Source organism: Flavobacterium sp. ABG (assembly GCF_001027725.1).
Taxonomy (GTDB): Bacteria; Bacteroidota; Bacteroidia; order Flavobacteriales; family Flavobacteriaceae; genus Flavobacterium; species Flavobacterium cupriresistens.
In genome coordinates this window covers 34965-47903 of the sequence record NZ_LEKS01000014.1, presented here as the reverse complement: position 1 = coordinate 47903, position 12939 = coordinate 34965, and the positions used below count along the sequence as shown (strand labels likewise).

Genomic DNA, 12939 nt, shown 5'->3' with positions numbered 1-12939 from the left:
TAATTTTAAAATATATTTAAATGTCTGACGTAACAGCAATTCATAATTTAGTTCAAAAAAGAAATGAACTAAAAACAGAAATAGCGAAAATTATTGTAGGCCAGGATGAAGTTATCGATCAGATTTTGATCTGTATTTTTTCCGGTGGACATGCACTTTTAATAGGTGTGCCGGGATTGGCAAAAACATTATTGATTAATACTTTGTCACAGGCTTTGGGATTGGATTTTAAAAGAATTCAGTTTACACCCGATTTAATGCCTTCGGACATTTTGGGGAGTGAAATTCTAGACGAAAACAGAAAGTTTAAATTTATAAAAGGGCCTATTTTCTCTAATATTATTCTGGCTGACGAGATCAACAGAACGCCGCCTAAAACACAGGCCGCTTTGCTTGAAGCCATGCAGGAGCGTTCGGTAACCATAGCGGGTGAAAATCACAAGTTAGATCTGCCTTATTTTGTTTTAGCAACTCAAAACCCAATTGAACAGGAAGGTACCTACCCGCTACCGGAAGCGCAGTTGGATCGTTTTATGTTTGCTATAAAATTAGAATATCCTAGTTTTGAAGAGGAAGTACAGGTTGTAAAACGCACAACATCGGATGTTAAAACGGATGTAAATCCATTGTTTATGGGACAGGAAATAATCGATTTTCAACATTTGATTCGCAGAATTCCTGTAGCGGATAATGTTGTGGAGTATGCCGTAACATTGGTTAGTAAAACAAGACCGGACAATGCTCTGTCAAATGATTTTGTAAAAAATTACCTGGATTGGGGAGCAGGACCAAGAGCCTCTCAAAATTTAATTTTGGCTGCAAAAGCACATGCCGCTTTCAAAGGTAAATTCTCTCCGGATATTGAAGATGTAAAAGCAGTTGCAACTGGAATTCTGAGACATCGAATTATTAAAAATTACAAAGCCGATGCTGAAGGAATTACAGAAGAAATTATCATACAGAAATTGATGTAATTTATTTGCGAAACAGATATAAAAGCCCAAACCGATACGTATTTCAGGTTTGGGCTTTTTGTTTTAGTTTGTTTTTGTGGTTACATGTCGCCAATACGGGGAATCAAGTCCAAAAGTTGTGGGGTATCGCAGGAAAAACCTTTTGGGGAAGCTACTATATCGTGTGGCTTGATCTATGTGAGGGCTATTTCGTTTAATTGGTCTTCGTATCGAAGGTTCGCTATTTTTAGTGTCGATTTTTTAGCTCTTATTTTTTGAACTAATTTCATTTCGGATGAAATTAGTTCGTACAATACAAAAGACACCTTTCCTTAAATCTAATTTTAAAATAGAAGTAATTACCCAAAAGTCAAATCTGACAGGTTTCAAAAACCTGTCAGATTTAATTCGTAAAGAGGAAGGAGACAATTTTGCGATATAATATTATTTCTCGTTTGATTTACTTGGTCTATTCGTTTTTATTGGCGTCTGCTTCGTCGGAAGAAAAGACAAACAGAGCGTTTAATCTTTTTTAACTTTACTGCAATTCTGCGAGGTTTTTACTTCCTCAGAATTTTTGGACTTGATCCTTCTTTTTCTAAAATTTGATTTTAGAAAAAGAAGCAAAAGAATACTGCAAAGTTTTGCTCTTCAAAGGTTATGACAGGGGGTAAAAATACCTACTATAACGTTATAGATACTAATTTAGAAAGGTTCTTTACTTAAAAAGGCTTTAAAATGACCTTAGTCTGCAACACCCGATTTCGACTTTAATAAAGAAAGGATTTTAAAATAGTAATAAATCATTTTTTTAATACAAAATTGAAATTTTAGCAAAAAATGGCAGTGAAAATCGTTTTTTAGCAATAATAATTTTTGAAAAGCCGACTTCTATTATATTTTTTTTAATTCTCGTCTTTAATATTTAAATTTGCGTACAAAAAAACAAAAAGACTTCTATATATTATGAATACGTATAACGATTACATTAAAGAGATCGAAGAAAGAAAAGGTCAGGGTCTTCACCCGAAGCCTATCGATGGTGCTGAATTAGTAAGCGAAATCATCGCACAAATTAAAGATTTGGAGAATCCATATAGAGCAGATTCTCTTCAATTTTTTATTTATAATACGTTACCTGGAACTACTAGTGCTGCTGGTGAGAAAGCTAAGTTTTTAAAGGAGATCATCCTGGGAGAAGCTGTAGTAAAAGAAATCACACCTGCTTTTGCTTTTGAATTATTATCGCACATGAAAGGTGGACCTTCTATCGAGGTATTGCTTGATTTGGCTTTAGGTAATGATGTTGCTATTGCAAAAGAAGCGGCAAAAGTTCTTAAAACTCAGGTTTTCCTTTACGAAGCAGATACAGATCGTTTAGTGGAAGCCTACAAGCAAGGTAACGAAATAGTTAAAGATATTCTTGAAAGCTACGTACAAGCGGAGTTTTTTACAAAACTTCCGGACGTTGCAGAAAAAGTAGAGATCGTTACTTTTATTGCCGGTGAGGGAGATATTTCAACAGATTTACTTTCTCCGGGTAATCAGGCGCACTCTCGTTCAGACCGTGAACTTCACGGACAATGTATGATTACGCCTCAGGCACAACAGGAAATTAAAGCACTTCAGGCACAACATCCAGATAAAAGTGTGATGTTGATTGCAGAAAAAGGAACAATGGGAGTTGGTTCTTCAAGAATGTCAGGTGTAAACAACGTGGCGCTTTGGACCGGTAAACAAGCAAGTCCATATATTCCTTTCGTAAATATTGCTCCAATTGTCGGGGGAACAAACGGTATTTCTCCGATTTTCCTAACTACGGTTGACGTTACGGGTGGTATTGGTCTTGACCTTAAGAACTGGGTTAAAAAGCTTGATGCTGATGGTAATATCGTTCGTAATGAAAATGATGAGCCAATTTTAGAAGAAACGTATTCTGTAGCAACAGGAACGGTTCTTACAATCAATATTAAAGAGAAAAAATTATATAAAGGCGACCAAGAGCTGATTGACATTTCTAAGGCATTTACTCCTCAGAAAATGGAATTCATTAAAGCTGGTGGTTCGTACGCGATTGTATTTGGTAAAAAACTTCAAACATTTGCAGCTAAGACTTTAGGAGTTGATTTTCCACTTGTATATGCTCCATCAAAAGAAATTTCTATTGAAGGGCAAGGTCTTACAGCAGTTGAGAAAATCTTTAACAGAAATGCTGTTGGTACCATTTCAAATAAAGCATTACATGCAGGTTCAGATGTACGTGTAGAAGTAAATATCGTAGGTTCACAAGATACGACTGGTCTTATGACTGCTCAGGAATTAGAATCTATGGCGGCTACCGTAATTTCACCAATCGTTGACGGTGCTTACCAATCAGGTTGTCATACGGCTTCGGTTTGGGATAAAAAAGCACAAGCAAACATTCCAAAATTGATGAAATTTATGAATGATTTCGGTTTGATCACAGCTCGTGACCCGAAAGGCGTTTATCATGCTATGACGGATGTAATTCACAAAGTACTTAATGATATCACGATAGACGAGTGGGCGATCATCATTGGTGGTGATTCACACACAAGAATGTCAAAAGGTGTTGCTTTTGGTGCTGACTCCGGAACAGTGGCTCTTGCACTTGCTACAGGTGAAGCTTCAATGCCAATCCCTGAATCAGTGAAGGTAACTTTCAAAGGGGACATGAAAGGATACATGGACTTCCGTGATGTGGTTCATGCTACACAGGCTCAAATGCTTCAGAAATTTGGAGGTGAAAATGTATTCCAAGGTAGAATCATTGAGGTTCATATCGGAACTCTTAATGCAGATCAGGCCTTTACATTTACAGATTGGACTGCAGAGATGAAAGCAAAAGCTTCTATCTGTATTTCTGAAGATTATACTTTGATCGAATCATTGGAAATTGCTAAAGGCAGAATCCAGATCATGATTGACAAAGGTATGGATAACGAAAATCAGGTTCTTCAAGGATTAATTGATAAAGCAAATAAGAGAATCACAGAAATTATTTCTGGAGAGAAACCAGCTTTAATTCCGGATGCAAATGCGAAGTATTACGCTGAGGTTGTTGTTGATCTTGATGTGATTGCTGAGCCAATGATTGCTGATCCGGACGTTAATAATATTGATGTTTCTAAACGATATACGCACGATACCATCCGACCATTGTCTTTTTATGGAGGAGTGAAAAAAGTAGATCTTGGATTTATTGGTTCTTGTATGGTTCACAAGGGTGATATGAAAATCCTTGCTCAAATGTTAAAAAATATTGAAGAGCAACACGGTAAAGTAGAGTTCTTGGCGCCGCTTGTAGTAGCACCACCTACTTATAACATCGTTGATGAATTGAAAGCAGAAGGAGACTGGGAAGTTTTACAAAAATATTCTGGTTTCGAATTTAACGATAGCGCTCCTAAAGGTGCGGCACGTACAGAATACGAGAACATGTTGTATTTAGAGCGTCCTGGGTGTAACCTTTGTATGGGGAATCAAGAGAAAGCGGCAAAAGGAGATACAGTAATGGCAACTTCTACGCGTCTTTTCCAAGGTAGAGTTGTAGAAGATTCTGAAGGTAAAAAAGGAGAGTCTTTACTTTCGTCTACTCCGGTTGTAGTATTGTCTACAATTTTGGGTAGAACGCCTACTATCGAAGAATATAAAGTAGCTGTGGAAGGAATCAACCTTACTAAGTTTGCACCTTCTCACAAGTTATTGGTGAAATAAGCATACGATTAAACAATCATAATTCAAAAGCCCGAGTCACAAACTCGGGCTTTTTCTTTTATAGCGACTCTATTTTTCGTATCTTGGATGTTCAAAAAAAAATAACAAAACAATTTTATAATTATGGCATTTGATATTGAAATGATTAGAAAAGTGTATAACAACATGCCGGGTCGTGTTGATGCAGCACGCAAGATTGTTGGTCGTCCACTTACTTTAACAGAGAAAATTTTGTACAATCACCTTTGGGACGGAACTCCGTCTAAGGCGTTTGGAAGAGGAATCGATTATGTTGATTTTGCGCCCGATCGTGTAGCATGTCAGGATGCCACGGCACAAATGGCATTATTACAGTTTATGCATGCCGGTAAATCTAAAGTGGCAGTTCCGACAACGGTTCACTGTGATCACTTGATTCAGGCAAAAGTAGATGCGGCAACTGATTTGGCGAGAGCAAAAACACAAAGTAATGAAGTTTTCGATTTCTTATCGTCAGTTTCAAATAAATACGGAATTGGTTTCTGGAAACCCGGAGCCGGAATTATTCACCAGGTAGTACTTGAAAATTATGCATTTCCGGGTGGAATGATGATTGGTACCGATTCGCATACTGTAAATGCAGGTGGTTTAGGAATGGTAGCGATTGGTGTTGGTGGAGCCGATGCCGTTGACGTGATGTCCGGTATGGCTTGGGAACTAAAATTTCCTAAATTAATCGGAGTGAAATTAACCGGTAAATTATCCGGTTGGACTGCTCCTAAAGATGTTATTCTTAAAGTGGCCGGTATACTTACTGTAAAAGGAGGAACCGGAGCTATCGTTGAATATTTTGGTGAAGGAGCAACTTCGATGTCCTGTACCGGAAAAGGAACGATTTGTAACATGGGAGCTGAGATTGGAGCGACAACCTCAACTTTTGGTTACGATGCTTCAATGGGACGTTATTTACGTTCTACCGACAGAGCAGATGTTGCCGATGCCGCAGATAAAGTTGCTTCTTACTTAACAGGAGATCCGGAAGTATATGCTAATCCCGAACAGTATTTTGATCAGGTTATCGAAATTAACTTATCGGAATTAGAACCACACTTAAACGGTCCATTCACACCGGATTTGGCTACTCCGATTTCTAAAATGAAAGAAGAAGCCATCAAAAACAACTGGCCCTTGCAAATTCAAGTCGGTTTAATAGGTTCTTGTACCAACTCTTCTTATGAGGATATTGCTCGTGCGGCTTCTTTAGCAAAACAAGTTTCGGCTAAAAATTTAAAAACCAAAGCCGAGTTTACAATCACTCCGGGTTCTGAGGTAGTGCGTTCTACTATTGAAAGAGACGGATTTATTGAAACTTTTCATAAAATTGGAGCTACTGTTTTTGCCAACGCCTGCGGACCTTGTATCGGTATGTGGGACAGAGAAGGGGCAGAGAAAGAAGAAAGAAATACAATCGTGCACTCTTTCAACCGTAACTTTTCAAAACGTGCCGATGGTAACCCGAATACATTGGCTTTTGTTGGTTCTCCGGAATTAGTAACTGCTATGGCTATTGCAGGTGATTTAGGGTTTAATCCGTTAACAGATACCTTAATCAACGAGGACGGTGAAGAAGTAATGCTTGAAGCGCCAACAGGTGATGAACTTCCAGCAAAAGGATTTTATGCCGAAGATCCGGGATTCCAGGCTCCGGCTGCTGATGGTTCAGGAGTTCAGGTTGTTGTAAGTCCAACATCTGAGCGTTTGCAATTGTTGGCTCCGTTTGATGCGTGGGATGGTAAAAACATTACCGGTGCTAAATTGTTAATCAAAGCCTTCGGAAAATGTACTACAGATCATATTTCTATGGCAGGACCGTGGTTGCGTTTCCGTGGACACTTAGACAATATTTCGAACAATATGTTGATTGGTGCCGTAAATGCATTCAATCAAAAAACAAATTCAGTTAAAAATCAATTGACAGGCGAATACGATGCCGTTCCAGCTGTAGCTCGTGCCTATAAAGCAGCCGGAGTTCCGTCTATCGTTGTGGGAGATCATAATTACGGTGAAGGTTCTTCACGTGAGCATGCTGCAATGGAACCACGTTTCTTAGGTGTTAAGGCGGTATTGGTAAAATCATTTGCCCGTATTCATGAAACAAACCTTAAAAAACAAGGTCTTTTAGGGTTGACTTTTGCTAATGAAGCAGATTACGATAAAATTCAGGAGAATGATACAATTAACTTTACTGATTTAGTTGCTTTCGCTCCCGGAAAACCGTTAACCTTAGAATTTGTTCATGCAGATGGTACTAAAGATACTATTCTGGCAAACCATACGTACAACGAAGGACAAATAGGTTGGTTCGTTGCAGGTTCAGCATTAAATTTAATTGCTGCCGGAAAAGCTTAATCGTTAAGATTTTAATTATACTAAAAACGCGCTGTGTGAACAGTGCGTTTTTTATTTAAGAGCTTTTTCGGTTGTTTAAAATAGTGTAAGCTGCCTCAGTTATTTTATAGCTATAATCAAATGATTTGAATAGCGTCCTGCTTTAGTTCAATGTCATTAAGTTAAGAAAATTTTTCACGCAGATTCTGCAGATTTTGCGGATTTTTTTTTTTTTTTTTTTTTCAATCTGCTAAAATCTGCGTGAGACTTTTTTTTTGATAATCCTTTGTATGATTACAAAACACAATTGTGAAGTTGTGATAAAATTGTTTAGTTTAATCCCCAGTAAATTAATCCGCTGATCATCCATAGTAAAATCCATTGACCTAATTTTAAATAGTTGTTTGGGAATTTTTTCGAGATTGCGATTCCTATTAGCCACACTATTCCATATCCCAGAAAATAAACGGCTGCTAATTGAAGTAACATTCTTTCGCTAATCAAAAAATCGGTAAAATTGATTAGTCCGAGTCCGATGGTGGCAAATAATAAGTCAAACGAAACCCAATGCCATCCGCACCTTGCCATGGTCCATTTTTCCTGCTTTAGGTATTTTTCGTTGAGTCCGTCTTTGGGTTCTATTGTTCTCAATTCTTTGTCGCCTATAAAGGTGTGGATGAGGAATGCGAATAAAGTGAGAATGTTGGCTAATAAAATAGGTATATTCATGTTGTTCTTTGTTTTTGTTTACGGGACATTGTCTTTCTTAGTATTCTTACCCATAAACTCCAGGGGGTATTTACTTTGTTTTTTGTAAAATGATTTTCTACTTTATCAAACGAATCTTCTACTACAGCATCGTGTAACCAACGAATGGCTATTGCCCATCGTAAAGAAGTTTTTCCGGTGGTTCTCATGTCAATAGTATGAGAAAGTTCTGTTTTGTCGATCGTTATGGGTTTTAAATCAAATCGGTGAAATCCGTCAAAACCAGTCATGTCAAACTGAAATGTTACGGATTGACCAGGGAGATATTCTGTTACAAAATACCGTATTGGTCCGTGCCCGCCTTTGGAACCTACTTGTAATCCTTTGTCTAATTTCATCGAGAACCATTTTTCATTAGCAAATAGCATATCGTTTTCGGTGGATAAGGTGTTAAACAATTTTGCTACTTCTTCGATAGGTTGATTGATTTCTCGTTTATGAATGTTGAGTACTTTCATTTTATTTTCCGATTAAGATGTGATACTGTTTTGGGATTTCAACTCCGCTAAAATGATTGGTCAGTCCATATAGTATTAATGTAGTACTGCAGATTCCAATCATTAAAATTAATATAGCCTGACTATTTGGTGTTATGCCAACAAGAGTCTGTTTCATTTTTTTGCTGTGAATGGCGGCTATGTGTCCAAAGAATGAAATAATGGCAAGGCTGTAATAAGGAATAAAAAATAAGTTTAAGGGAAAGGTGTTTAACCCGGCTACGCCAAAATAAAAGTTGGTGTCAAGATTCAGATAGAGGCGACCTATGAGAATAACGGGTACATGGATAAGAAGAAAAATAGCCAGATAGAGCCCCGTCCAAATCTGTAATTTGTCAAAGTTTGTTATCGTAGTTTTTCGACTTTTTCTAAAAAGCGTAAGACCTGAAATAATCTGAATTAAAACGGCGGCCAATAGAATAGTTTCAACGAAAATATTGCGATAAAAATGCCGCAAGAGGTTCATTATTTCAATGTGTTTTGCTGCGCCATTAATACTGCAAATGTGATTGAATAAATGCAGTCCGACAAACAGCGTGATGGTGATTCCGGATAAACGATGTAGTTTTTTGATTGTCATTCGGTTTCTTTTCCTGTAAAATAAAGCCTAATAATCCTGATTACATTTGATTTAAATCAAATTCGGTTTTTTGGATTGCGAATTCTGCTTAGTGTTTCAAGGGTGATTCCTAAATAAGAAGCAATGTGCGTGAGCGGAACTCTTTGTGTAATATAGGGACGGATTTTGAGTAAACTTTCGTATTTCTGCTGGGCAGATTCAAATTGAATGGAAACAATACGACTCCGTAATTGCAGCATTATTCGGGTGGTGATCATTCTCCCCAATCGGTCAAAATCGTGGTGTTTATTGCATAGTTTGTTAATATTTTGCATGGATATTTCCAAAAAAGTAGTGGGTTCAAGAAGCTCTATAAAATAAGAACTCGGTGTGCCCTGAAAAAAGCCATCAATAGAAGTAATAAATTCATTTTCGAAAGCAAACCAATCGGTAATGTCTTTGCCGTCTTTGAGGTAAAATGCCCTTGCAGCACCTTTCACAATAAAATAGGTTTTGCTTACATGTTCCCCTTCTCTTATCAATACGGTGGATTTTTCGAGTGTAAAAAGTTCAGCCGCCTGTTTAAAATCTGCCTTGGTGTTTTCTGTTAAAGGAGAATAAGTATCGCTAACCAATTTTATTGCCTGCTCTAGTCCCTGTGGGTTTTCCATAAGTTAGAAATTGTAAAAACGCGCACCATTTCATAAATATATCTGATGCAAAATGATTTGGATTTGTTTTTGCGTATTCCATTACAGCAAGGTCTTGCAGGCATTGAGACAGTTGTCATTGCTGATCATTGAAAATACGGTTACTCAAATATACTACAAAAATGGAATAGAATTAAAAGCTTAATTGAAGATGCGGCTAAAAAAAAGTAGCTTTTTTTTTATGGATTTGATATAAATAAGGCTCGTTTTGGTGTAAAATTGTTAATTTCGGTAAAAACAAGTGTTAAAAGCTAGGCTTTTTTGTTTAAAAAAGTTAAATTCGCTTTATAAGTAATAGAATTGTGTTTTTTACTAATGGAACACAAAATTGAGAATAAAAAAATCCCCCCAAATAATGATTTTTAGGTTAACTGTTGTATTATTTTTTTTTAGTTTGAGTGCGTTTTCACAGGAGAAATATACGAAACATATTATTTCAGAAGGTGAGAATTTATCAGTAATAGCACAAAAATACGGAGTAAAAACCAGAGAAATTATTGAAGCAAATCCGAATAGTCCTAAGATACTAAAATTAAAATCGGTTTTGTTGATTCCAAACAAAAAGCAGAAAGTAGTTGCCAGTAAAAAAGCGGTTGCCAGTAAAAAGGAAACACCAGTAGTTGCTGATACTCCCGGATCGCATATTATTCTTGCTAAAGAAACACTTTGGGGTATTGCTAAGAAGTACAATGTTTCGGTAGAAGAGTTAAAGGGAGCTAACCCGCTTTTGGAAACAGAAGGTTTAAAAATAGGACAGCAGATTGCGATTCCGTCCAAAGTAGTAGCAGAAGCAGAAAAACCGGTTGAAACTATTGATGCTGCAAAACCGGAAGAGGTTGAGGTTGCCAGAGAAGTTTTGTCTAAAGAAACTAAATACGCAATTGCAAAAGAATTCGGGATTACCGTTGCAGAATTAGAGAAACAGAATCCGGCGATAAAGAAAAGATTGAAGGTCGGTTATGTACTTAAAATAAAGACTTCCAAAGAAAAAGCAGAGGCATTACAAGCTTTAAAACCTACTCCTGAAATAAAAGATCCTACATCAACTCCTGGTGGGATTGCCGAGAATCCAGTTGTCGTTGTCGATTCGTCAACAGTTATTAAGGTTAGTAATTATTCCGATTTAGTTAATCAACTAATTGAAAGTGCTACTCAGAATATCGGAATTCGGTATCGTTCAGGTGGAACTACCAGAGCAGGTTACGATTGTTCCGGTTTAATGATTTCAACTTTTAGTGGTTTTGACATTAAGTTACCCCGAAGTTCTATTGAGCAGTCTCGCATCGGAATGAGAGTTAGCGCTGATGAGGCACAAAAGGGAGATTTGATTTTCTTTAAAACCAATGGCAGACGTCGTATTAATCACGTTGGTATGGTGGTAGAAGTAGCCGATGGTGAAATTAAATTTGTTCATTCCGCAACTCATGGCGGAGTTATGATTTCTTCTACTAAAGAGGCGTATTACGGAAGGAATTTTTCACAAGTAAATCGTGTCCTGAAATAATTTCAACAAACACTATGCCTTTGAAAAAAGTGATTTTTTAAATTCTTCAATAGGTAGTGGTTTGTTTAAAAACGCCGTTACATAATTATTTTTATTTATTTGTTCTATTTCATCCGGGTCTAAAGTAGAGGAGAGCACATAAATTTGAACTTCTTTTTTAAATTCACTACTTAATTTATCGTAGGCATTCAGAAATTCAAAGCCATTCATTACAGGCATTTGAATGTCTAATAAAATAATCAGGGACTGTTGCAGGTTTTTGTGGTTAGAAAGCCATTGTAGCGCTTCCAGACCATTATTCGTAATGTTTACCTCCGTCACATCAAGAAACTTTTTTAGCAATTGTTTAATGACCAATTGATCGATCAGATTGTCTTCGATTAATAAAAATACAGGTTTATGTTCCATTTGAGTTTGGTATTGTTACAATAAATTTACTTCCAATACTATTTTCTGAGGAGACGAAAATGGTACCTTTAATATTCTCGACGGCTTCTTTTACGATATAAAGACCTAATCCGGAGCCTTTGTTTTTGTTAGTTCCAAAGTACATTTCAAAGATGTGGTCTTTGAATTCATCTTTAATTCCAATTCCGTTATCTGCTATTTCAATTTTATTATAACCATCCGAAATATAAGTTTTAATAGAGATAAACATTTCTTGTTTACTACTGTCTGCATATTTAATGGCGTTTGAAAGTAAATTTGAAATGATAATTTTTAAACGCAAGCCATCACTCTGAATCTCGTCAATTAAAAGTTCTTTTTTGATTTCGATTCGATTGGCATTTTCGATATGCATCAATTGCGCAATGGCTTCATTAAATATTTCCTGAAGACTTACCGGTTCGATAATAATAAGTTTACGTTTGTTTTTGGAATAGTCTATAATGTCGCTAATAAACTGATCTTGCCTGGTAAGACTTTGGTGCATTAAAGTCAGATAATCTCTAATCTGATGGATGTTGTCTTCTAATTGTGTAATCTCAATAAGTCCTTGCAAAGACGTGATGGGTGATCTCAAATCGTGCGATGCACTATAAACGAAACGATCCAGTTCGTGATTTACCAGTAGTAGATTTTCGTTTTTAACTTCGATTTCTTTTTTAGAAGTAAGCAGTCTTCTTACCATTATCGAGTAGTAGCAACTTACACTGCAGATGATCACGAGGATGAAAAAAATATTTGTGATCGTTAAGAGGGTTTTTATTTTCCTGGTTCCTTCTCCGAGTGTGTTCGAGAAGTTGCGTTCGTTGATCGTAAGTTTGTCGCTAATTTGGCTAATTTGAAGCAGGTACTTTTGCTGATCCTGGAGGGTAAGGATATTGCGTTTGACTTTTGCATTGATCTCTGTTCCGATGACGAATAATTCGTCAATTAATTGATCTCCTTGTTCCCATTCGTGAATGGCTTTTGCCAAAAAAGGAATTTCTTTAAAATGGATGAACAACCAAACAAGATCATCAATGTCTTCTTTGTGATTTCGGCCTGTCAAGAAACCTTTGCGGGCAGCAATATTATCGCCTGCCTTTAAAAGTGTTTTACGGGCAATGCCATCTCCTTGCGGGACTTTTAATTCTTCATTGTATAATTTCCATTGTTCAGCTTCGCGGGTATAGAGATAAGTAATAAGGTGTCGGGAGGCATCTTTTTGACCTTTTGAATAATGTGATTCCCCATTTACATAGGCTCTGTTGGCGGATAGTATTTTGATAGTGAAAAAATTAATACAGATCAATAAAGCGCATGAAATGAATACAATCAATAGCAGTATAAATACATTTGGAAAACGTAAATTCTTTAAAACCTGGCCCTTCAACATAGTTTTTTAATTTGTAGGTTA

General features: G+C 36.7%; 10 protein-coding genes. 4 read left to right on the top strand and 6 right to left on the bottom strand.

Features of this window, described 5'->3' with window-relative positions; genetic code table 11:
* The first annotated feature begins 20 nt into the window (after positions 1-20).
* The 3 genes from AB674_RS14945 (at position 21) to AB674_RS14935 (ending at position 7079) form a co-directional block, all read left to right on the top strand.
* Entirely contained in the window at positions 21-974 is a 954-nt protein-coding gene (locus AB674_RS14945) for an AAA family ATPase (RefSeq protein WP_047777899.1), read from the top strand.
* Between the two features lie 945 nt (positions 975-1919).
* Positions 1920-4691, top strand: coding sequence for a bifunctional aconitate hydratase 2/2-methylisocitrate dehydratase (locus AB674_RS14940; protein ID WP_047777898.1), 2772 nt, complete (start codon positions 1920-1922; stop codon positions 4689-4691).
* Between the two features lie 123 nt (positions 4692-4814).
* A complete protein-coding gene (locus tag AB674_RS14935; protein WP_047777896.1) occupies positions 4815-7079 on the top strand; it encodes an aconitate hydratase in 2265 nt (754 codons plus the stop codon).
* A gap of 309 nt (positions 7080-7388) precedes the next feature.
* Here AB674_RS14935 and AB674_RS14930 read toward each other — a convergent pair whose 3' ends face one another.
* The 4 genes from AB674_RS14930 to AB674_RS14915 are packed head-to-tail and all read right to left on the bottom strand — an operon-like array spanning position 7389 to position 9553.
* Positions 7389-7787 (bottom strand): hypothetical protein, encoded by a 399-nt coding sequence (locus AB674_RS14930; RefSeq protein WP_047777895.1) that lies wholly within the window; start codon positions 7785-7787, stop codon positions 7389-7391.
* Positions 7784-8284, bottom strand: coding sequence for a hypothetical protein (locus AB674_RS14925; protein WP_047777893.1), 501 nt, complete (start codon positions 8282-8284; stop codon positions 7784-7786). The genes AB674_RS14930 and AB674_RS14925 overlap by 4 nt, the downstream gene beginning before the upstream one ends.
* 1 nt (position 8285) lies before the next feature.
* On the bottom strand, positions 8286-8903 hold the full coding sequence (locus AB674_RS14920) for a hypothetical protein (protein ID WP_047777892.1): 618 nt from the start codon (positions 8901-8903) through the stop codon (positions 8286-8288).
* Positions 8904-8959: 56 nt separating this feature from the next.
* Positions 8960-9553: a Crp/Fnr family transcriptional regulator gene (locus AB674_RS14915; protein ID WP_047777890.1), complete on the bottom strand. Its 594-nt coding sequence runs from the start codon at positions 9551-9553 to the stop codon at positions 8960-8962.
* A 394-nt stretch (positions 9554-9947) separates the two neighbouring features.
* On the opposite strand from AB674_RS14915, the gene AB674_RS14910 reads away from it, so the two are divergent.
* Entirely contained in the window at positions 9948-11096 is a 1149-nt protein-coding gene (locus AB674_RS14910) for a peptidoglycan endopeptidase (protein WP_047777888.1), read from the top strand.
* A 12-nt stretch (positions 11097-11108) separates the two neighbouring features.
* Here AB674_RS14910 and AB674_RS14905 read toward each other — a convergent pair whose 3' ends face one another.
* The gene (locus tag AB674_RS14905; RefSeq protein WP_047777887.1) at positions 11109-11504 is read right to left on the bottom strand and encodes a response regulator; all 396 of its coding nucleotides are present in this window, start codon (positions 11502-11504) and stop codon (positions 11109-11111) included.
* Entirely contained in the window at positions 11494-12918 is a 1425-nt protein-coding gene (locus AB674_RS14900; protein WP_047777886.1) for a sensor histidine kinase, read from the bottom strand. Before AB674_RS14900 ends, AB674_RS14905 begins: the two co-directional genes overlap by 11 nt.
* Positions 12919-12939 lie beyond the last annotated feature (21 nt).

Excerpts from the sequence above, each read along its gene's own strand:
- AB674_RS14940 (WP_047777898.1), top strand. The coding sequence starts at position 1,920 with ATGAATACGTATAACGATTACATTAAAGAGATCGAAGAAAGAAAAGGT.
- AB674_RS14915 (WP_047777890.1), bottom strand. The coding sequence starts at position 9,553 with ATGGAAAACCCACAGGGACTAGAGCAGGCAATAAAATTGGTTAGCGAT.
- AB674_RS14920 (WP_047777892.1), bottom strand. The coding sequence starts at position 8,903 with ATGACAATCAAAAAACTACATCGTTTATCCGGAATCACCATCACGCTG.
- AB674_RS14905 (WP_047777887.1), bottom strand. The coding sequence starts at position 11,504 with ATGGAACATAAACCTGTATTTTTATTAATCGAAGACAATCTGATCGAT.
- AB674_RS14935 (WP_047777896.1), top strand. The coding sequence starts at position 4,815 with ATGGCATTTGATATTGAAATGATTAGAAAAGTGTATAACAACATGCCG.
- AB674_RS14930 (WP_047777895.1), bottom strand. The coding sequence starts at position 7,787 with ATGAATATACCTATTTTATTAGCCAACATTCTCACTTTATTCGCATTC.
- AB674_RS14945 (WP_047777899.1), top strand. The coding sequence starts at position 21 with ATGTCTGACGTAACAGCAATTCATAATTTAGTTCAAAAAAGAAATGAA.
- AB674_RS14910 (WP_047777888.1), top strand. The coding sequence starts at position 9,948 with ATGATTTTTAGGTTAACTGTTGTATTATTTTTTTTTAGTTTGAGTGCG.
- AB674_RS14925 (WP_047777893.1), bottom strand. The coding sequence starts at position 8,284 with ATGAAAGTACTCAACATTCATAAACGAGAAATCAATCAACCTATCGAA.
- AB674_RS14900 (WP_047777886.1), bottom strand. The coding sequence starts at position 12,918 with ATGTTGAAGGGCCAGGTTTTAAAGAATTTACGTTTTCCAAATGTATTT.